Annotated in this window: 21 protein-coding genes; 11 read left to right on the forward strand and 10 right to left on the reverse strand. The window is 58.7% G+C overall.

The annotated features are described in order from the left end of the window. Positions 1 to 203: 203 nt before the first annotated feature. From ctaD to GOW56_RS18805, 3 genes are all read left to right on the forward strand, one after another. Complete coding sequence (ctaD, locus tag GOW56_RS18795; RefSeq protein ID WP_170346621.1) at positions 204 to 1,862, forward strand: cytochrome c oxidase subunit I; 1,659 nt, start codon at positions 204 to 206, stop codon at positions 1,860 to 1,862. A 123-nt stretch (positions 1,863 to 1,985) separates the two neighbouring features. Further along, positions 1,986 to 2,585 carry a 2-hydroxychromene-2-carboxylate isomerase gene (locus tag GOW56_RS18800; RefSeq protein ID WP_171206854.1) on the forward strand — a complete coding sequence of 200 codons (600 nt, stop codon included), beginning with the start codon at positions 1,986 to 1,988 and terminating at the stop codon, positions 2,583 to 2,585. Between the two features lie 44 nt (positions 2,586 to 2,629). Further along, entirely contained in the window at positions 2,630 to 3,121 is a 492-nt protein-coding gene (locus GOW56_RS18805) for a DUF2244 domain-containing protein (RefSeq protein ID WP_171119599.1), read from the forward strand. Positions 3,122 to 3,139: 18 nt separating this feature from the next. Here GOW56_RS18805 and GOW56_RS18810 read toward each other — a convergent pair whose 3' ends face one another. Continuing rightward, complete coding sequence (locus GOW56_RS18810; protein ID WP_152457635.1) at positions 3,140 to 3,625, reverse strand: GatB/YqeY domain-containing protein; 486 nt, start codon at positions 3,623 to 3,625, stop codon at positions 3,140 to 3,142. A 183-nt stretch (positions 3,626 to 3,808) separates the two neighbouring features. On the opposite strand from GOW56_RS18810, the gene carA reads away from it, so the two are divergent. Further along, a complete protein-coding gene (gene carA, locus GOW56_RS18815) occupies positions 3,809 to 4,975 on the forward strand; it encodes a glutamine-hydrolyzing carbamoyl-phosphate synthase small subunit (protein ID WP_171206855.1) in 1,167 nt (388 codons plus the stop codon). Positions 4,976 to 5,056: 81 nt separating this feature from the next. Then, positions 5,057 to 6,934 (forward strand): glycosyltransferase, encoded by a 1,878-nt coding sequence (locus GOW56_RS18820; RefSeq protein ID WP_171206856.1) that lies wholly within the window; start codon positions 5,057 to 5,059, stop codon positions 6,932 to 6,934. A 3-nt stretch (positions 6,935 to 6,937) separates the two neighbouring features. Here the strand turns inward: GOW56_RS18820 and GOW56_RS18825 are convergent, their stop codons facing one another. Further along, a complete protein-coding gene (locus tag GOW56_RS18825; protein WP_171119596.1) occupies positions 6,938 to 7,585 on the reverse strand; it encodes a GntR family transcriptional regulator in 648 nt (215 codons plus the stop codon). A gap of 100 nt (positions 7,586 to 7,685) precedes the next feature. Here GOW56_RS18825 and GOW56_RS18830 point away from each other — a divergent pair, with 100 nt between their 5' ends. From GOW56_RS18830 to GOW56_RS18840, 3 genes are all read left to right on the forward strand, one after another. Further along, on the forward strand, positions 7,686 to 8,330 hold the full coding sequence (locus GOW56_RS18830; RefSeq protein ID WP_171206857.1) for a pyrimidine 5'-nucleotidase: 645 nt from the start codon (positions 7,686 to 7,688) through the stop codon (positions 8,328 to 8,330). An 85-nt stretch (positions 8,331 to 8,415) separates the two neighbouring features. Beyond that, entirely contained in the window at positions 8,416 to 8,664 is a 249-nt protein-coding gene (locus GOW56_RS18835; RefSeq protein ID WP_171206858.1) for a hypothetical protein, read from the forward strand. A 74-nt stretch (positions 8,665 to 8,738) separates the two neighbouring features. Beyond that, the gene (locus GOW56_RS18840) at positions 8,739 to 9,935 is read left to right on the forward strand and encodes a UbiH/UbiF family hydroxylase (protein ID WP_171206859.1); all 1,197 of its coding nucleotides are present in this window, start codon (positions 8,739 to 8,741) and stop codon (positions 9,933 to 9,935) included. 12 nt (positions 9,936 to 9,947) lie between these two features. On the opposite strand, the gene GOW56_RS18845 is transcribed toward GOW56_RS18840, so the two are convergent. Continuing rightward, positions 9,948 to 11,075 (reverse strand): aminotransferase class V-fold PLP-dependent enzyme, encoded by a 1,128-nt coding sequence (locus GOW56_RS18845; RefSeq protein WP_171119592.1) that lies wholly within the window; start codon positions 11,073 to 11,075, stop codon positions 9,948 to 9,950. A 230-nt stretch (positions 11,076 to 11,305) separates the two neighbouring features. Between GOW56_RS18845 and GOW56_RS18850 the strand changes: the two genes are divergently transcribed. Beyond that, entirely contained in the window at positions 11,306 to 12,007 is a 702-nt protein-coding gene (locus tag GOW56_RS18850) for a GntR family transcriptional regulator (protein WP_254705361.1), read from the forward strand. 6 nt (positions 12,008 to 12,013) lie between these two features. Here GOW56_RS18850 and GOW56_RS18855 read toward each other — a convergent pair whose 3' ends face one another. Both GOW56_RS18855 and GOW56_RS18860 read right to left on the reverse strand, forming a co-directional pair. Continuing rightward, on the reverse strand, positions 12,014 to 12,472 hold the full coding sequence (locus tag GOW56_RS18855) for an Lrp/AsnC family transcriptional regulator (protein ID WP_171206860.1): 459 nt from the start codon (positions 12,470 to 12,472) through the stop codon (positions 12,014 to 12,016). Then, on the reverse strand, positions 12,469 to 12,924 hold the full coding sequence (locus tag GOW56_RS18860) for an Lrp/AsnC family transcriptional regulator (RefSeq protein ID WP_171119589.1): 456 nt from the start codon (positions 12,922 to 12,924) through the stop codon (positions 12,469 to 12,471). Before GOW56_RS18860 ends, GOW56_RS18855 begins: the two co-directional genes overlap by 4 nt. Positions 12,925 to 13,055: 131 nt before the next feature. Here GOW56_RS18860 and ilvC point away from each other — a divergent pair, with 131 nt between their 5' ends. Beyond that, on the forward strand, positions 13,056 to 14,078 hold the full coding sequence (gene ilvC / locus GOW56_RS18865; RefSeq protein ID WP_171170636.1) for a ketol-acid reductoisomerase: 1,023 nt from the start codon (positions 13,056 to 13,058) through the stop codon (positions 14,076 to 14,078). Positions 14,079 to 14,209: 131 nt separating this feature from the next. After that, positions 14,210 to 15,112 (forward strand): DMT family transporter, encoded by a 903-nt coding sequence (locus tag GOW56_RS18870; protein ID WP_171206861.1) that lies wholly within the window; start codon positions 14,210 to 14,212, stop codon positions 15,110 to 15,112. Here the strand turns inward: GOW56_RS18870 and glmM are convergent. From glmM to GOW56_RS18895, 5 genes are all read right to left on the reverse strand, one after another. Further along, positions 15,109 to 16,452 carry a phosphoglucosamine mutase gene (glmM, locus tag GOW56_RS18875; RefSeq protein WP_171170632.1) on the reverse strand — a complete coding sequence of 448 codons (1,344 nt, stop codon included), beginning with the start codon at positions 16,450 to 16,452 and terminating at the stop codon, positions 15,109 to 15,111. The two genes, GOW56_RS18870 and glmM, sit on opposite strands and share 4 nt — an antisense overlap. Before the next feature lie 33 nt (positions 16,453 to 16,485). Next, positions 16,486 to 17,484 (reverse strand): dihydropteroate synthase, encoded by a 999-nt coding sequence (gene folP, locus GOW56_RS18880; RefSeq protein WP_171170630.1) that lies wholly within the window; start codon positions 17,482 to 17,484, stop codon positions 16,486 to 16,488. Further along, a complete protein-coding gene (locus GOW56_RS18885) occupies positions 17,481 to 18,401 on the reverse strand; it encodes a dihydroneopterin aldolase (RefSeq protein WP_152457620.1) in 921 nt (306 codons plus the stop codon). Before GOW56_RS18885 ends, folP begins: the two co-directional genes overlap by 4 nt. Positions 18,402 to 18,502: 101 nt before the next feature. Further along, the gene (locus tag GOW56_RS18890; protein ID WP_171206862.1) at positions 18,503 to 19,876 is read right to left on the reverse strand and encodes a multicopper oxidase family protein; all 1,374 of its coding nucleotides are present in this window, start codon (positions 19,874 to 19,876) and stop codon (positions 18,503 to 18,505) included. A 73-nt stretch (positions 19,877 to 19,949) separates the two neighbouring features. Further along, positions 19,950 to 20,624: a cell wall hydrolase gene (locus GOW56_RS18895; RefSeq protein WP_253285376.1), complete on the reverse strand. Its 675-nt coding sequence runs from the start codon at positions 20,622 to 20,624 to the stop codon at positions 19,950 to 19,952. Positions 20,625 to 20,653 lie beyond the last annotated feature (29 nt).

Genomic DNA, 20,653 nt, shown 5'->3' on the forward strand with positions numbered 1-20,653 from the left:
CTTGAATTCTCATCCGCCATGCCCAGATACCCCACATTCAAGGCCGGAAAATCGTGCGGCGCCCGCGTGCCCGCGACAATTAATCTTGATCCAGATCAAACTCGGCCATTGAAGGTGCCCTCTTCACATTCTAAAACCAGCAGGAATCCCGCGCGTTGGAGAGGTCCGACTGCGCGGTGCAGTTGCAACAGGAGGCACCTATAATGGCAGACGCAGCCATTCACGGTCACGACCATGAAGATCAGCGCAGCTTTTTCCAGCGCTGGTTCATGTCGACCAACCACAAGGACATCGGGATTCTGTACCTGGTCGTTTCGGCCCTTGCCGGTCTGATCTCGGTGGCGATGACCGTTTACATGCGGCTCGAGCTGATGCACCCGGGCGTTCAGTACATGTGCCTGGAAGGCTTCATGGCCGACCCGTGTACCCCCAACGGACACTTGTGGAACGTGATGATCACCTATCACGGTGTTCTGATGATGTTCTTCGTTGTCATCCCTGCCCTGTTCGGCGGATTTGGCAACTATTTCATGCCGTTGCAGATCGGTGCGCCGGACATGGCGTTCCCGCGGATGAACAACCTGTCCTTCTGGCTGTATGTCGCCGGCACTTCGCTGGGTGTTGCCTCGCTGCTCAGCCCGGGTGGGAACGATCAGCTCGGCTCGGGTGTGGGCTGGGTTCTGTATCCGCCGCTGTCGACGACCGAAGGCGGCATGTCCATGGACCTGGCGATTTTTGCCGTGCACGTATCGGGCGCCTCCTCGATCCTCGGCGCGATCAACATGATCACCACCTTCCTGAACATGCGTGCCCCTGGCATGACCCTGTTCAAGGTACCGCTGTTCAGCTGGTCGATCTTCGTCACCTCATGGCTGATTCTGCTGTCGCTGCCGGTTCTGGCAGGCGCGATCACCATGCTGCTGATGGACCGCAACTTTGGCTTCACCTTCTTTGATCCGGCCGGTGGCGGTGACCCTATCCTGTATCAGCACATCCTGTGGTTCTTCGGCCACCCCGAAGTGTACATCGTGATCCTGCCCGGTTTCGGCATCATCAGCCACGTGATCGCCACCTTCTCGCGCAAGCCGATCTTCGGCTATCTGCCGATGGTCTGGGCGATTATCGCAATCGGCGTGCTGGGCTTTGTCGTGTGGGCGCACCACATGTACACCGTCGGCATGTCGCTGCGTCAGCAGGCCTATTTCATGCTGGCCACGATGGTCATCGCGGTTCCGACGGGGGTCAAGGTGTTCTCGTGGATCGCCACCATGTGGGGCGGCTCGATCGAGTTCAAGACACCGATGCTGTTCGCCTTCGGCTTCCTGTTCCTGTTCACCGTCGGCGGTGTGACCGGTGTGGTTCTGTCGCAGGCCGGTGTCGACCGTGCCTATCATGACACCTACTATGTTGTGGCACACTTCCACTACGTGATGTCGCTGGGTGCTGTCTTCGCGATCTTTGCCGGGGTGTACTTCTACTTCAGCAAGATGACGGGTCGTCAGTACTCTGAGTTCTGGGGCAAGGTTCATTTCTGGCTGTTCTTCATCGGCGCCAACCTGACCTTCTTCCCGCAGCACTTCCTGGGCCGTCAGGGCATGCCGCGCCGCTACATCGACTACCCCGAGGCATTTGCCCAGTGGAACTTCGTTTCGTCGATCGGCGCGTTTATCTCGTTCGCCTCGTTCCTGCTCTTCTTCGGGATCGTGTTCTACGCCCTGTTCCGTGGTGCGAAAGAGACACGTCCGAACCCGTGGAATGAATACGCGGATACGCTGGAATGGACCCTGCCGACACCGCCGCCCGAACACACGTTCGAGCAGCTGCCCAAGCAGGAAGACTGGGACAAAGGCCACGCGCACTGATCCCGATCTGATCCCAAAAAAACCCCGCCCAAGTGGCGGGGTTTTCGTTTTCCACTTCTGTCGGTTCGCCAAGTGTACCAAAATCCGCTATGATACCCGCACAGAACAGTCGGAGGATCGGCAATGCCGGAAATCGACTTTTGGTATTCAATCGGCAGCACTTACAGCTTCCTTACCGTGATGCGGCTGGACGACTGGTGCGCAGAACATGACGCCACCGTTAACTGGCGGCCCTTTAATGTGCGCACGGTCATGTCAGCCCAGCAGAATATCCCGTTCGCCGGAAAACCCGAAAAATCCGCATATATGTGGCGTGATATCGAACGGCGCTGTGCCAAGTATCACATCCACGCCAGCCTGCCCGCACCCTATCCGATTTCCGATCTTGCCCTGGCCAATCAGGTCGCTTTGTTTGGTATGAGGGATGGATGGGGCAAGTCATTTACCCAGAACCTATACCGCATCTGGTTCGAGGATGGCGTCGAGGCAGGCAGCGAAAGCGCCCTGTCCGAAGCATTGCTGCGGTGCCAGCAGGATCCTCGCCTGACGCTGGCTCGCGCGCGCAGCCCGGATATCGTCACCGCGCTGGAAGCTGAAACAGACATAGCCGTGAAACTGGGTGTTTTCGGCGCCCCCAGCTTCGTGGTGAGGCAAGAGGTGTTCTGGGGCGACGACCGTTTGGATGACGCCTTGTCGTGGGCGCGTGTGGGCCACGTGGTCTGATCAAAACCCGTCGACATGAGGCGGCACTGCGATATGTTTCCGGTATGCCGTACAAATGGAATCAGACATCCGAAACCGAACAGGAACTGCGCCTCTGGCCGCATAACTCTCTGCCGCGACGTGGGGCGATGATTGCCATCCTGTCCGTATTTCTGTTCGGTTTGATCCCATTGTTGGCCGTGCTTGGGTCGGTCGTGTTGTGGGGCCTGTTACCGTTTCTGCTGTTGACGGTGCTTGGGCTTTGGCTGGCGATTCAGGCGAACTATCGCGCGCGCAGTGCGTTTGAGGTTTTCACCTTGTCCGGTTCACAAGCCCGCCTGGTGCATCACACTCCGGGCAAAGACCAACAGGAATGGTCGTGCAATCGCTATTGGGCACGACCTGAAATGTACGAAAGAGGCGGCCCGGTTCCACACTATGTCACGCTCGTCGGAGACGGGCGTGAAGTAGAAATCGGGGCGTTTTTGTCGGAAGATGAGCGCATCACGCTCTATGACGATTTGGCCAGGAAACTGCGCGACCCTGTCGCGCAGTAGGTGTTTCAGCCTGATGTCTCAGCAGTCGCCGTTTGACGCGGCGCAGAGGTGGTCCTTGACCATAGGCCCGACCTTGCCGAAATCCATCTGTCCGGTATAACGGGTTTTCAACTCGCCCATGACCTTGCCCATGTCGCGAATGGAACCGGCACCGGTCGAAGTGATTGCAGCCTGAATCGCCTTTGACACCTCATCATCATCCAACTGTTTGGGCAAAAACTCTTCGATGACGGCGACTTCCTGCATCTCGCGCTCGGCCAGGTCCAGGCGACCGCCCTCTTCATAAGCGCGCGCACTTTCCTTGCGTTGCTTGGTCATTTTTCCAAGAATTTCAAGCACCTCTGCATCACCGCAGCCTTTGACCTCTTCATTGTCCGAGGCGCGCGCGGCGATGTCGCGGTCCTTGATCGCCGCGTTGATCAACCGCAGCGTCGACAGACGCTCGGCTGCTTTGTCTTTCATTGCTTGCTTCAGGGCGGCATTCACCCGTGATCGCATGTCCATTTGGCTTGTCCATCCCCATGACAACGGAACCCCGAACATATCTAAACAAAAAGCGTGTTACAACCGGGGGCGAACAAGCTTAACCCATTGAAAAATAACGATAGCCCAAAAATTGAACAGACTTGACCCAAGCGCTTAACCCCCTTAGGTATGCGCCGGTTTACCTTGCAGGAGAGTCGCGCCATGGCCCAGAACGCCCCGTCCAAGCCCACCGCATGTCTGGCTTTGGCCGACGGAACGCTGTTTTACGGCATCGGTTTCGGTGCAACCGGACAGACCGTGGCAGAACTCTGCTTCAACACAGCGATGACCGGATATCAGGAAATCATGACCGATCCATCCTATGCCGGGCAGATCGTCACCTTTACCTTCCCCCATATCGGCAATGTCGGCGTGAACCCCGAAGATGACGAAACCGCTGATCCGGTTGCCGCTGGCATGGTCGTCAAATGGGATCCGACCCAGCCGTCCAACTGGCGCTCGGCCGAAGAACTCAAGGGCTGGCTTGCCCGCCGTGGACGCATCGCCATCGGCGGCGTCGATACCCGCCGTCTGACCCGCGCCATTCGCCAGCAAGGCGCGCCGCATGTGGCGCTGGCTCATGATCCCGAGGGTAATTTCGACATCGAAGAACTGGTAGCTGCGGCCCGCGGCTTTGCCGGGCTGGAGGGGATGGACTTGGCCAAGGATGTCACCTGTGCCCAAAGCTACCGCTGGGATGAAATGCGCTGGGCGTGGCCGGAAGGATACAAGCGGCAAGAGGCCCCCGCCCACAAAGTCGTGGCTGTCGACTATGGAGCAAAGCGCAATATTCTGCGCTGTCTCGCCTCGGCTGGATGTGATGTAACCGTGCTGCCAGCAACGGCAACCGCTGCCGAAGTGCTGGCCCATCAGCCGGATGGCGTTTTCCTGTCGAACGGTCCCGGCGACCCGGCCGCAACGGGTGCCTATGCTGTGCCGATGATCAAGGAAATTCTGGACACAACCGATCTGCCCGTCTTTGGTATCTGCCTTGGCCACCAGATGCTTGCGCTGGCGTTGGGCGGTCAGACAGTCAAGATGAACCACGGCCACCACGGCGCGAACCATCCGGTCAAGGATCTGGAAACCGGCAAGGTCGAAATCACTTCGATGAATCACGGTTTTGCCGTGGACGCACAATCTTTGCCGGAAGGCGTGGTCGAGACCCACAGATCGCTGTTTGACGGCTCGAACTGCGGGATTCGCATGACTGACAGACCTGTATACTCGGTACAATACCACCCCGAAGCGTCGCCCGGACCCCAGGACAGTTTTTACCTGTTCGAACGTTTCGCCGAAGCGATGGAAAAGAAAAAAGGGCAGGCATAAACCCTTAAGTTACCAGAGTTAACGGCACATTAACCTTGTTTGATCAACCCTGAGCGCAGGTAACTGTGCCAGGGTTTTTTAATGGTTGAACTTAACCTTCAGGATTTTACAAACGCGTCCCCGATCCCGGCGCCCGGATTTCGCAAACCGCTGGGCACTTGCCTGCTGGAAGCCAATGTCATCACGTGCTCGCAACTGGACCATGCGTTGAGCTTGCAGACCAGGCAGAAAGCGCCGCTTGGCGAGATTCTGGTTGGCGAGGGGTATGCCACCAGGCAGGACGTTCTGAAAGCTCTGTCCACGCAGTTCGGGTGGCAGATCGCGGACCTCGAACAAATTCCAACGATGCCCGGATTGTGCAACCTGAAGCCGGTAGATTTCTGGCTTGAGCACAATGTCATTCCCTGGATGCGCATCGGCCCGTTGCTTTTGGTCGCCACTGCCCGGCCCGACCGTTTTGCAACCGTGGCAGCCGAGATGCAGGATTGCGACTATTCCATCCTGCCGGTTCTTGCGGATTCTCATCAGATCGACAGGGTTATTGCACAGCACTTCTCGCAGACACTCGCAAAAGCGGCCGAAACCCGTGTGAACGCGGCACAAAGCTGCCGCAACTGGACCGCCGGGTCCCGGCTCGTATCATCAGCAACAACGCTGGGTGTGCTGTGTCTTTTCGCCCTGTTCCCCTCGATTGGATTGATGGTTTTGTTGGGCGCGGCCGTAGGTAGTTTGGTTCTTTTTGCAGCCTTTCGGATAATGGGCGCCCTGGCCTGTCTCAGCGACCGCATGAAAAAGCCGACCGAGCCAACAGAGGCGGCGATCGCGCTGCGTCACCCCTGCGTGTCCATCATGGTGCCGTTGTACAAGGAGCGAGAAATCGCGAGTGCTCTGGTGCAACGGCTTCAAAGGCTGACCTATCCCAAAGCGCTGCTGGACGTCATTCTCGTGCTTGAGGCGACGGATGACGTGACGCGCGACGCCCTTGCGCGAGTGGCTCTGCCCAGTTGGATGCGTGTTGTTGAAGTCCCCGAACTGAACGGGTTGACCACCAAACCGCGCGCCATGAATTACGCGCTGGACTTTTGCCGCGGTGACATCGTTGGCGTTTGGGATGCCGAAGACGCACCACAGCCGGATCAGATTGAACGTGTGGTTGCGCATTTCACCCAAGCTTCGCCCGAGGTGGTTTGCCTGCAAGGTGTTTTGGATTACTACAACCCCCGCACGAACTGGCGGTCACGCTGTTTTACCATCGAATACAATAGCTGGTTTCGCGTAATCCTGCCGGGCATCGCACGTATGGGGCTGGTCGTCCCGCTTGGGGGAACGACGTTCTTTTTCCGCCGCGAAAAGCTGTTGGAACTGGGCGGCTGGGACGCCCACAATGTCACTGAAGATGCCGATTTGGGCGTGCGGCTTTGCCGGGCGGGTTACCGGACCGAGACGGTGGACACCGCCACCTTTGAAGAGGCGAATTTCCGAGCCTGGCCGTGGGTGAAGCAACGCTCACGCTGGCTCAAGGGGTTCATGGTCACCTATCTTGTGCACATGCGGGACCCGCGGAAACTGTATGCTGATTTGGGTGCGGCCAAGTTTATCGGCCTACAGGCATTCTTTCTGGGCACTCTGGGTCAGTTCCTGCTGGCCCCTGTTCTATGGATTTTCTGGTTATACGCCCTGGGCATACCCAATCCGATGGAGCAGATCCTGCCGCAGCAGATCACGACGGCGCTGATCTGGCTGTTTCTGGCAACCGAGGCTCTGAACATATGCGTCGGGATCATCGCTGTATCCGCGCGTGAACGGCGGTTTTTGCTGCCGTGGGTCCCGACGATGTGTTTGTATTTCCCTCTGGGGGTGGTTGCCGGCTACAAAGCCCTTTGGGAACTGGCGACAAATCCGTTTTTTTGGGACAAAACCCAACACGGGCAGGCCAGCGAAGACGTTCCGCTGACCTGACGTTCATTTGTCGCGACGACTGGCATCCTGTTTCAGACGCGTCATGAAGGCGACCGAAATATGTTCCTTCAACGCCTGCCCTGCAGCCTCCTCGTCTCGGGCTGCGATGGCATCGACGATTCCCTTATGCTCACTTTGCGCAATCTCACCACGCCCCTGAACTGCCAGCGAAGTGGTCGCCATCAGGGCCATCGTCCGGTGAACCAGATCAAGCTGCTGAACCAGATAGCGGTTGTGTGACGCCAGATGAATCTGTTCGTGAAACCGTCGGTTGGCGCGCGACAAGGCCGTTGGGTCATCGATCAGCTTGTCATCTTCGACGACCATGTCCTGAAGAACCTTGATTTCTTCTTCGGTGGCGTGTTTTGCGGCAAGGCGCGCAGCCAGCCCCTCAAGTTCCCGGCGCACGATGTAAAGCTCGGCCATCTGGTTGTGATCCAGGGATGCGACGATTAACGACCGCCCGTCCCGTTCCAGCAGAGACTGGGTTTCCAAACGTTGCAACGCTTCGCGGATCGGGGTGCGTGACACTCCGAAACGGTCTGCCAGTTCGCTTTCGACCAACCGATCACCGGGCTTGTAGACGCCCACATCGATGGCTTCCAGGATAAGGCTGTAGGCGTCCTTGGTCGGGGATCGGGTCTGGCTCATGGGATCGTTTGTCTCCTCGTTCGGACATGTCTAGCCGTGACAGGGGGCGGCGATCAAGTACAGCATTGAAAACCGACCGACTGCGCCCTAAACCCAAGCCATGGTCAAACCTTCGTTTAGTCATGTCACACAATGGGTGTTCGATCTGGACAACACCCTGTACCCACCGCATATGCGGCTGTTCGATCAGATAGAAGTTCTGATGACGGATTATGTCGTGCAAACCATCGGTGTTGACCGGGCCGAAGCCGACCGGCTGCGCGCGCATTACTGGCGGGAATACGGGACCACGCTGGCTGGGTTGATGGCCGAACATGATCTGGACCCCGACCCCTACCTGCACGCGGTACATCAGGTTGACATGAGCCACATGGACCCGGATGCGGAGCTGGCCGATCACATCCGCGCCCTTCCCGGCCGGCGGATCGTCTACACCAACGGCAGCGCGCCCTACGCGGAACGAGTCCTTGAGGCACGCGGCCTGACAGGCCTGTTCGACGCGATTTACGGTGTCGAACACGCAGGGTATCGACCAAAGCCGGAAAAAGCTGCCTTCGAAGCGATCTTTGAAAAGGATGGCCTCCAGACCGAAATGGCGGCCATGTTCGAAGATGACCCACGCAATCTTGCGGCCCCGCACGAGATGGGAATGCGTACGGTGCATGTTGCCCCTGACCCGCATGAAGCCGATCACATTCATCACCATACGGACGATCTGACCGCGTTTTTGGCCCGCCTGCGATAGCCTGTCACAGTGCGACGATCTGCACGTTCCGCACCTGCATCTGCATACCTATATGCGCGTCAGCGACGAACAGATGGAGACCCCGATGAGCGCGATTGACATGCCGCTGCGCCTGCCGATTTGGCAGCGCATTTTCTTTGCAATTCCCGTCTTTGGATGGCTGGCGCGCGACGCGGTCAACGCCAAGGCAGAAGACTTGTATTACACCACTGCTGCGATTTTCAGCATGTGGGGCTGTTCCATCATGTTGTTCGGCCTTCCCGGCCTCTACATCCCTGCCCTTATGATGGTGCCGCTGATGTTTCTTATCCTCATCCTGATTTCACGGGGCTGAAATACGGGACAGGATGTCACTTGGCACTCGGGGCAGATCCGAACTAGGTTCTGCCCAAAATGATGAGAGGCGCCATGTCCGACAGCTGTGACATCCTGATTTCCGGTGGCGGGATCGCCGGCCTGACCGCTGCGGCGGTATTCGGAACAGCAGGTTTTGAAGTGATCAGCGTTGATCCGAGCCCTCCAATCACCGAGCGGGACGTGGACGGTTCAGACCTCCGCACCACGGCTTTCTTGCAGCCTGCGCGCGGCCTGCTGGAACAATGCGGTCTGTGGGCAAGACTGGATGCACAGGCGGCTCCGTTGCAAGTCATGCGGATCGTTGACGCCGGGGGCGACTTGCCCGAGCCACGCGTCGTCCGCGACTTCAACGCGGCCGACATCTCCGAACAACCTTTCGGCTGGAACCTGCCCAACTGGCTGTTGCGCCGTGAAATGGTGGCACGACTGGCCGAGTTGCCAAATGTCGATTTCCGTCCCGGCACCGCGACCACCAGCCTGTTCACCCGAACCGCCGAGGCCCGCGTGAGCCTGAGTGATGGCAGCCGCGTCCGGTGCAAGCTTGTGCTTGCTGCCGATGGTCGCAACTCGCCAATGCGCGAAGCAGCCGGCATCAAGGTGCACACAACACGATATGGGCAAAAGGCGCTGGCATTTGCGGTGACGCACCCCATTCCACACGAGAATGTCTCGACCGAGATTCACAGATCCGGGGGGCCATTCACGCTGGTGCCTCTGCCGGACTGGAACGGGCAGCCCTCGTCCGCCATCGTCTGGATGGAACGCGGACCGAAGGCCGTTGAACTCCTGAACCTGAAACCCGAGGCATTCGAGGCCGCCATGACCTCTCGATCCTGCGGGTTGTTCGGCCCGCTGAAATTGGCATCCCGCAGAACGATCTGGCCCATCATCAGCCAATCGGCGGAACGGCTGGCGGGTGAACGCATCGCGCTGATGGCCGAGGCGGCGCATGTGGTGCCTCCCATCGGGGCACAAGGATTGAACATGTCTCTGGGCGACCTGCGTTGCCTGCTGGATTTGGCACAGGCCCGGCCCGAAGGTCTGGGAGACGAGCAGATGCTGGGTGCCTATCACAAGGCCCGTCACACCGAGATCGAGATGCGCGTCAAAGGCATTGATCTGCTGAACCGCGCCTCGATGATTGAGACGCGGCCGCTGCGAGATGCACGGGCGATGGGGCTGAGCGCGCTCTATTCCCTGCCACCAGTGCGCAAGACTTTGATGCAGATGGGCCTTGGCGTTCGCTAAGGCCCGGTCCGCTTACAGAACCTGATCCAGCACCCGTTTCAAACGCGCGATGGTGCCGTCCACGTCGTACAGCTTGTCAAGCCCGAACAGACCCAACCGGAACGTGCTGAACCCTTCGGGCTCATCACATTGCAACGGAACACCCGCGGCAATCTGCATGCCAAGTGCCGCAAATTTCTTGCCGTTCTGGATTTCGGGATCCGAGGTGTAGCTGACCACAACTCCGGGCGCGCCGAAACCGTCGGCCGCAACCGAAACGACACCCTTGTCCTTGAGCATCGATCGCACACCGTCACCCAGCGCCCACTGCGCCGCACGCAACTTTTCGAACCCGTATTCACGAGTCTCTGCCATGGTGTCGCGGAAGGCCAGCAACGCATCGGTCGGCATCGTGGCGTGGTAGGCGTGGCCGCCGTTTTCATAGGCTTGCATGATCTGCCGCCATTTCTCCAGATCAAGGGCGAAACTGTCGGAACTGGTCTGCTCCAGACGTGCCTCTCCGCGTTCAGACAACATGACCAGACCGGCACATGGCGAGGCGCTCCACCCTTTCTGCGGCGCCGAGATCAGAACATCGACACCGGTGGCTTTCATGTCCACCCAGGCGCAACCCGACGCAATGCAATCCAACACCATCAACGCACCCGCCTCATGCGCCGCGCTTGCCAGCGCGGTCACATAGTCATCCGGCAGAATAACCCCCGCCGACGTTTCAACATGCGGAGCAAAAACAACACCGGGCTTTTGTTCGCGAATCGCGGCGACGACCTCTTCGATCGGAGCAGGCGCAAAAGGCGATGGGCTGGAATTGCCGGTCTCGCGCGCCTTCATGACCGTGGTCGAGTTGTTCAGAGACCCGCTTTCAATGATCTGGCTCCACCGGTACGAGAACCATCCATTGCGAACCACCAGCACATCTGCGCCGCGCGCGAACTGTCGGGCGACCGCTTCCATGGCATAGGTTCCACCGCCGGGAACAACGGCGACGCCATCCGCGTTGTACACGCCCTTCAACATATCGGAAATGTCGCGCATCACCTGCTGAAACTTCTGCGACATATGGTTCAGCGAGCGGTCGGTAAATACGACCGAGAATTCTTCGAGCCCGTTCGGGTCAACGGTTTCCAGCAAGCCTGGCATGGCGCATCCTCTCCAAAGCGTTTTCGAAGTCTTGTCCGCTTTGTCAGTTCGGGTAAAGCCCCTTCGCGGCAAAAATTTGACCCAACGTAAAGCTTAACAAACACTTAATTTTTTTTCGCTAAATTCGTGAAAGCACGAAAATGACGCCAACCAGTGTCACTTCCCCTTTACACTTCTACTTGCTTCTGAACAGATGCGCACACTTTATACTTGAAGGGATAGATTCACCCGTGACGATACAAAAGCGGATTAGCTTCCAGTTCGTTCGAGACGAAGTAAAACGACGCATTGAAAGCCGTGTCTGGCCACAAGGATCGCTTTTGCCGACAGAGACCCAGCTGGCAGAGGAGTTCAATTGCGCCCGGGCCACTGTGAACAGAGCCTTGAGAGAACTGGCCGACCAGGGCTTTGTCGAGCGCAAACGCAAGAGCGGCACACGTGTCAAGAAAGAGCCCAGCAAACACGCCAAACTCGAATTGTCACTGGCGCGGCAAGTGGTCGAAAGCCAGAATGCAAACTATCGTTATGCGCTTGTTGAAAGGAATGTCGTCACCAGCCCAGGATGGCTTTCCTCGCAGATCAACGTGGCACCGGATGCGCGTGTTCTACATGTAATCTGTATGCACTATGCGGACAATCGGCCCTTTCAGATGGAAGAACGATGGATCAACATCGAGGCCGTACCTGATGTGGAGGACGCGGACCTGTTCGAACAGGGGCCACATGAATGGCTGTTGACGGCCGCACCTTTCACCGATGCCGAGGTCGCTTTCTGTGCCATTTCCGCAGATGCGCGACTGGCAGAATTCATGGGCACCACGGCGGGAACATCCATGATTCAAATGGAGCGCACCACCTGGAAAGAAGACAGGCCGCTTACCTTTGCGCGTATGACGCATCATCCGGGCTATTGCATCCGCACCAAGTACTGACACTGTTCAGCCAATGGGACCGGGCAGACGTTCTTCGCTCAGCAGAACGTTGGCCTCGACGTCGCCTGCACCCGGCAGAGTCATGATCCGGCGCCGCAAAACACGTTCGAAATCGGCCAGGTCCCGGGCCACGACACGCAGTCGATAATCATACAGCCCCAGCACGTGCTCGACGGTCTGCACCTCGGGAACGGCACTGACAGCGCGCTCAAAATCTTCAAGACTGACTTGGCCCTTGCGCCCCAGCTTGATGCCCAGAAAGACTGTCACACCGAACCCCAGCGCTTCGGCATTCAGACGCAGCCGACGGCCCTTGATTATTCCTGCGTCCTCCAGCCGGCGAATGCGACGCCAGGTGGCGGGTTGGGATAATCCGAACCGGCGCCCCAATGCTCCGGCACTTTGCGTGGCATCCTGTTGCAGCGCGCGAAGAAGACGGCGATCAATCTCATCCAGCTCGATCATACCGGCAGCACCTCGTCCCGCTTGACCCGCGCGATGTGCATAAGGGCTTCGATATCAGCAATATGCGGCAGGGTCAGAATCCGGTCGCGATAAAGCTGCTGATAGTGCTTCATATCTCTTGCAATGACGGAAAGACGAACATCGACACGACCCAGAAAGGTCTGGATTTCGATCACCTCTGCCACGTCACGCGCCGCCTGCGTGAAATCGTCGAAAGCTCGGGCCTGCGTCTTGTCGAGCGTGATGCGAAGCGAAACCTCGACGGCATATCCCATCGCGGCCCAGTCTATCACGGCCTCCTGCCCTTCGATGATCCCTGCGGCCTGCATCTTTTCGATTCGCCGCCAGCAGACGCCCGCACTGATCCGGCAAAGATCGGCCAGTTCCGCTGTTGTCAGGCTCGGGTCTGCTTGAAAGTGGCGCAGAATACGCCGATCAATATCATCAAGCATGATTTTTTCACATTCTCCGATTATCGCGAATTATTCTTCATCTTTTTCGCAAATACTCAAGCCCAACCCTATCGCCATTGCGCGAACGGGCAGATACAACCGCCGCAATCAAACCAGAAAGGACCGGCGAAATGCGCGTCTATTACGATCGCGATTGCGATATCAACCTGATCAAAGACAAGAAAGTGGCTATCCTGGGCTATGGCTCGCAAGGTCACGCGCACGCGCTGAACCTGCGCGATTCAGGCGCAAAGAACCTGGTCATCGCCCTGCGCGAAGGTTCGCCTTCGGCCAAGAAAGCCGAAGCCGAGGGCCTGGAAGTCATGGGCATCGCCGAGGCGGCCGCCTGGTGTGACGTGATCATGTTCACCATGCCCGACGAGCTTCAGGCCGAAACCTACAAAAAATACGTCCACGACAACATCAAGCCGGGTGCCGCGATTGCATTCGCCCACGGCCTGAACGTCCATTTCGGCCTGATCGAGCCGAAAGAAGGCGTCGACGTCATCATGATGGCCCCCAAGGGCCCCGGCCACACCGTGCGCGGCGAATACACCAAAGGCGGCGGCGTGCCCTGCCTGGTCGCTGTCCACAACGATGCAACCGGCAAGGCGCTGGAAATCGGCCTGTCCTACTGCTCGGCCATCGGTGGCGGCCGCTCGGGCATCATCGAAACTAACTTCCGGGAAGAATGTGAAACCGACCTGTTCGGCGAACAGGCGGTTCTGTGCGGCGGTCTGGTCGAACTGATCCGCTGCGGCTTTGAAACTCTGGTCGAAGCCGGTTACGCCCCTGAAATGGCCTATTTCGAGTGCCTGCACGAAGTGAAACTGATCGTTGACCTGATCTATGAAGGCGGCATCGCCAACATGGATTATTCGATCTCGAACACCGCCGAGTACGGCCAGTACGTCACCGGACCGCGTATCCTGAAATACGACGAGACCAAAGCGCGTATGAAAGAGGTCCTGAACGACATCCAGCAGGGTAAATTCGTTCGTGACTTCATGCTGGAAAACGCCGTTGGCCAGCCGACCATCAAAGCGGCGCGCCGTGCCAATGACGAGCATATGATCGAGGAAACCGGCGCCAAGCTGCGCGGCATGATGCCGTGGATCTCGGCCGGAAAGATGGTCGACAAAGAAAAGAACTAAGAAGGGCGGAAGCCTGTCACAGGGCGGCCCGCGTGGCCGCCCTTTTCGTTTGAACAAAGGTTCGGCAAGGCACATAAACAGCCGGTCAGGTTTAATTTCTGGCGCACCCGCGCGTTCCGACAGGACAATCAATGGTTCAACAGCCGACAAAACAGGACTGGAGCGGCGTCTTCACGCTTGGCCTGATCTGGGGCGCGACCTTCATGGTCGTTGCCATGGCACTTGAAGGGTATGGCCCAATCACCGTTGCCACCTCACGAACTACGCTGGGCGCAGTTACCCTGTTGCTGATGATGAGGGCGACCGGTCGCAAGCTGCCGGTTCTGACGCCGGCGCTGAGTGTTTCGATTGTCCTTATCGGCGTGCTGTCTACTGCCGTACCCTTCATGCTGCTCAGCTGGGGGCAGCAATTCGTGCCATCAGCCTTTGCGGGGCTGTCCATGGCCGCCATTCCGCTGATGGTATTGCCACTTGCGCATTTCTTTTCTGATGAGCCGCTCAATCTACGTCGCCTGCTGGGCGTGTGTTTGGGCTTCTCGGGAGCTTTGGCATTGATCGGCCCCGGTCTGGCACAGCTTGGCCAAGGGGCCGAACCCCTAGCCCAATTGGCCTGTATCACTGCCGCATTGTGCTATGCGTCTTCGTCGGTTTTGACCCGTCGCTGTCCGCCTGTCGACCCGTTGGCGCTTGCTGCGCTGACCCTGCTGGTTGGGGCTGCGTTGTTGGTGCCAATCATGCTGATGACCGAAGGCTTGCCCAAATGGCAAGGCACGCGCCCCACACTTGCTCTGATCGTGCTGGGCTTGGTGCCAACGGCGTTCGCCACCCTGCTGCGCGTGTCCATCACCCGCAGCGCAGGTTCCGTGTTTCTGACACTGGTGAACTATCAGGTACCCATCTGGTCAATGGTATTCGGCGCCTGGATTCTGTCCGAGGCCCTGCCCCTGCGCTTTTTCATCGCCCTTGCGCTGATCCTGACAGGCATGGCCATCAGTCAATGGTTCAGCCTGCGCAAGGTTCTGTTCGGGCACTAGCTTGTGGCGGCTTCGACCTCTGCCACGATGCTGTCGACAACTTGGGTCAGCAACCCATCGTCTTCGCATTCAGCCATCACGCGGATCAGAGGCTCGGTCCCGGATTTGCGGATCAACAACCGGCCCTGCCCGTTCAGCCGCGCCTCGGCATCGGCGATGGCCGCCTGAACACTTTGAACCTCCAACGGTGTTTGATCGCTGGAATAGCGCACATTCTTCAGCAACTGCGGAACGGTTTCGAACTGCTTGGACAGATCAGATGCCTTGCGCCCCGACAGAACCATTTCCGCCAGGAAATGCAGCCCTGCCATCAACCCATCACCGGTGGTGGCGTAATCGCTCATCACGATATGGCCGGACTGTTCCCCACCAAGGTTGAACCCACCTTCACGCATCCGTTCGACCACGTAGCGATCACCGACGGCCGTTCGCTCCAGACGCAAACCCTGCGCTGTCAGATGGCGTTCCAGGCCCAGGTTGGACATGACGGTCGCGACTAGGGCGTCGCCCTTCAACTGGCCCGATTTCTTCCATGCCGTCGCCAGCAAAGCCATAAGCTGATCGCCGTCAGCCACCTGGCCGGTTTCGTCGACGACAACCACCCTGTCCGCGTCGCCGTCCAGACATATGCCCACGTCGGCGCCATGCGCGACAACGGTTTCTGCGGCCAGTTGTGGCTTGGTCGATCCGCAGTTGAGATTGATGTTCTTGCCGTTGGGCGCGATTCCCACGGGGATCACTTCTGCGCCCAGCTCCCACAGAACTTCTGGCGCGGTGCGGTGGGCTGCGCCGTTCGCACAATCGATCACCACCTTCAAACCATCCAGACTGACGTTCCGCGGCAACGACGACTTCACACGTTCGCCATAGCGAAACCGTGCGTCGTCAACCCGGCGCGCCCGGCCGATATTCTGCGCCTGGGCGGGTCTGACGCCTTCGTCGATCAGCCTTTCGATCTCGACCTCGGCCTGATCGGACAGTTTATAGCCGTCCGGCCCAAAGAACTTGATTCCGTTGTCTTCGGCAGGGTTGTGGCTGGCCGAGATCATGACGCCCAGATCAGCCCTCATGGACCGCGTCATGAGGCCAACGGCGGGTGTCGGAACGGGCCCCAGCAGCAGCACGTTCATTCCAGTGGACGTCAAACCGGCCGTCAGCGCGTTTTCCAGCATATAGCCGGACAAACGCGTATCCTTGCCGATGACAACCCGGTGCACTCCTGTCGCGTCTCGTCGGAAATACCGCCCGACAGCGGCCCCGATGCACAACGCCATCTCTGCCGTCATCGGATGCGTGTTGGCGGTGCCCCGCACCCCGTCGGTTCCGAACAGCTTGCGCATAGGTGTCACTCCGTGATTTGCCGTGCGACCGGATTACCGGACAGCAGCCCATAGGCGCAAGGCCTGAGAGGTCTCGGCCACGTCATGAACGCGGATGATCTGCACGCCCTGAGACAATCCTGCCAGAGCCACCGCGATTGATCCCGGCGCGCGGGCAGTCTTGCAAGGCTCTTTTCCGATGGTACCAATAAAGCCCTTGCGCGACACGCCCAACAGGATCGGGCAGCCCAAGCCGTGGAACAGGCTGAGATTGCGCAGAAGGGTCAGGTTGTGATCCTCGGTCTTCCCAAACCCGATCCCGGGATCCACAACGATCTGATCGCGGCTCAGGCCAAGACGTTCCAGCAACGCGATCTGGCCTTCGAGAAAATCGTAAACATCCAGCAATACGTTGTCGTATTGCGGATTGATCTGCATCGTCGCCGGATCACCCTGCATGTGCATGACACAGACAGGCACTCCATGCGCGGCACAGAACGGTGCCAACGCCGGATCGAAGGTGAAGCCCGAGACATCGTTGACCAACCCTGCCCCGGCCGCGCAGGCAGCCTTGGCGACATCGACCTTTCGTGTATCGATGGAAATCAAAGCGCCTGTTTCCGACCGGATCGCTTCGATCAACGGGCGGGTTCGCGCGATCTCTTCCCCGGCCGGGACAAAATCCGCACCCGGACGGGTGGACTCTCCGCCGATATCCAGAATCGTGGCACCATGCGCCACCATATTCACCGCAGCCACGCGAGCAGCATCTACCGAGCTGTGAACACCGCCATCCGAGAAACTGTCCGGCGTGGCATTCAGAATCCCCATGATATGAGGCAGCTGCATATCAAGGCCCGCCACGTCAGCCCGCGATTGGCTCAAACGGCTCAGGTGATCTGGCGGAACGTCCGAGGCCGCGACGATTTCGGGTTCGAACCCGCGCCGCAGCGCTTCGACATGGGTGAACCAAAGGGGTTGGCCCGCCAGCGGCACAGCGCCTGTGGGACGGGTCGCTCCATGCTGGGTCAGTGGTCTGAAATAGGTTCTCACAGCTGGGCCTGATCCACCGCAACAGCGCGCAAGGGCGTTTTGGGTTCCGTCGGCAATGCGCCGCCGATCACCATCATTTCGCTCGCTTCAAAGGTCGCCGCGAACCATGCAGCCAGTGCCACGGCATCCGACGGGGCGGCAGACGGGCCGTCAACGGCATCCAGAACGATCTTGGATGGGGCCCAGACACAGATCTGGCCATTCTTCATCGCCCAATCCAATTCGGTCCGCGTTGAGACCACCACACAGCGATGGTCCCGTGCCGCCAGAACCCAGGCATTCTGTTCAATTGCCAACAAGTCAATTCGGCGTTGCGTCATCGCATGACCCGTTTGCGGAGCGGCCAGGTCGGACGCCCCGACACACAGGATCAGCGGGCGCTGGCGGTTCTCCAACTGATCGATCCAACCCTTCAGGTTTTCCGAGGCGATGGCGTCATTCGACAGGAAGACAAGGCGGGGATGCGGGCGTTCTTCTTCGGCGACCTCATGATGGACCGAGTCTTTTCCGCGCACGATCTCAACCCCCAACGCACCCGGGCCCCGATCCAGTTTTTCGATGCGAACAAAGACTCTTACAGCCTGAGGTTCAAGCAGGATGCGTTCCGCAACGCGTTCGGCCAATGTCTCAAGCAGGTTCAGGCGCTCGGCTGCCAGCTCATAGGCGATGGATTCCGTTACGCGGTCATATGAAAGGATGCGATCCACATCATCATCAATCGGGTCCGTCAGAGGCCGGACTTCGACCACGATGTTGAAGCAGATCCGCTGGGTTGTTCCCCGCTCGGCCTGGAAGGCGCCAATTTCGACTTCGACGATATGGTCGCGCAACGAGATACGATCCAACGGCCCCCGAGGAGACGTCGCCTCGGACCGTTCGGACGGGTGTGCGAATGCCAGACGGATTTCAGAACTCATGGGTCAGGCCTTTTCGGGCTCGTTGCATAGTTTGCCTACTATAGGCGTCGCGAGGGCCTATAGCATTCAAACAAGCGCCATTCCAACCGCCGAATGCGGCGTCACGAGACCCGAAACCAGCTCATCATCCCCGAAGCAGCATGCCCAAGCATATGACAATGCAGCAACCAGTTGCCGGGATTGTCCGCGACCAATGCGATTTGGCGCGCCTGTCCCCGCCCGACCAGAACGGTATCACGCCAGGGGCCCAGAGAGCCATCGTCCATGATCAGCCGGAAGTGATGCCCGTGCAGATGCATTGCGTGCGGAAATGCGGTTTCATTCACGAACTCGATCCTGTGCAAACTACCGACGGCCGCATCCAGAAACGGATCTTCGGGGCGCTCGGCGTAACCGTTCAGTGCCCAGAATTTGCCCAACTGCGCCAGCTCGCGGCCTGACAGTTCCGTTTCACCCAGCCGGGCGCTTTCCAGCCAGCGCATTGCGCCACCTTGCAGAACCATCCGGTGCGTTCTGGCATTTTGAAGATTTCCGATCTCAGGCAAAGGGTTAGACGGCAATGCTGACACGCCGTGCCTGTGCGCCCCGGCAGCGTTTCCACCAACCTCGAACCGTGCCAGCCCAAAGGAACCATCTCTTTCGACGCTGACCAGGCTTGCCGTTTCGCCCTCGGTGACGACATCCACAATCAGATCCGCACGCTGCGCAGGTGCTAGCGGGAAAGAGCCCGACAGCCGCAGCGGTGTTTCCACGGGCATTCCATCCAAGGCGACGATCCACCCCGAAAGACCATCAAGATCCAGATCAAATATCCGGGCATTGGACGCGTTGACCAATCGAAGTCGCATTCGCTCGTTTCTGCGTACCGCAAACGCGGGATCGAATGATCCGTTGACGGTCAGGATGTTCCCAATCCGACCTGCATGGCTCAGATCATGGCCATTGTCGAAATCATCCGTTATCTGCGCGGTCTCAGGGTTCAACCGCCAATCATCCAAAATCAGCACCAGATCCTGATCGACATCCGGTGCCGTGGCCTCTGCAACGATCAGCGGCCCGTAAAGCCCGCGGGCAACTTGTTCCATCGACTGGTTGTGCGCGTGGTACCAATAGGTGCCCGCATCCGGGACAACGAAATCATAGTCAAAAGTGCCGCCCGGTTCGACAACATCCTGCGTCAGGCCGGGCACACCATCCATGGTGTTATCGATGCGTATTCCGTGCCAATGCACCGATGTGGGTTGGGGAAGGTCATTCACCAGCTTGCGCTGAACGCGTGCGCCCTGATCGACCTTTATGATCGTACCGGGGACTGTGTCACCGTAACTCCAGACCGTCGTGTCAGGAAACCCATCGGACGCAACGCGCTGTCGGCTCAGACGCGCCTTGAGCGGCGGATAACCAGCCTCGGCCGCGACTGGCAAAATGGCGACTGCGGCGGCTGTTTTCAGAATGTGTCGTCGGGTGAAAAGCATTACGGGCCTCCTGGCCCGTAATATAGACTGCGACCTGCCACGCGCCATCAAGCTTCCAGCGCGGGTGCGTCAATCAGTTGCTCGCTGTCCGATAGTTGTGGCGGTAGAAAATGTGCACACCGATCCGCGCAGTCTGTTTATAGACCCGCGACCAAGATGGCCGAACCGCGGTCGTGTGGTAATGGGTCGCCCCTTCGGTCAGCTCATGGCCGATACCATCAATGGCCGCCCGAGCGACCTTGGACACGCGCTCATAGGCTTTCTTCTCGTGGATGACCTCTTTGCGACCGTCACATGTATAGGTGAACTGGCACTGGTATTTCTTGCCGGTGCCCTGGCGGATCACACCACACAGTGAGCTTGGAAAGCGGCTGCTTTTGACCCGGTTCAGAATGACCTCGGCCACCGCAAACTGACCACGCACGCTTTCGCCTCGCGCTTCGAAGTACAGCGCCTCGGACAGGCACTTCCAGTTTTCGTCACCGGTCGCCTTGGGCTGTTGGTCAAGCCAATCCTTGGAGTATGTTACTTCAACAGGTTTGGCCGCCTTGCGCGGCTGGAACAGTTTGAAATAGTCGCGAAAGCTTTGCGCCGGCAATTCGCTGCGGGCGACAAGTTCTTTCTTTGCAGTATCAATTGCTTCCCTCTCGGCGAAGGACGCACTCGGCAGCACGGTTGCCGCCATTGTGGCAACAGCCATTATGTAACGTAGCATCAGATAACCTCGCACAGGCACTTCACGCGCCATACCCTCCCCCGGCGGGCGCGACGAGGCAT

It is taken from the genome of Ruegeria sp. HKCCA0235A, assembly GCF_013033235.1.
Taxonomy (GTDB): Bacteria; Pseudomonadota; Alphaproteobacteria; order Rhodobacterales; family Rhodobacteraceae; genus Ruegeria.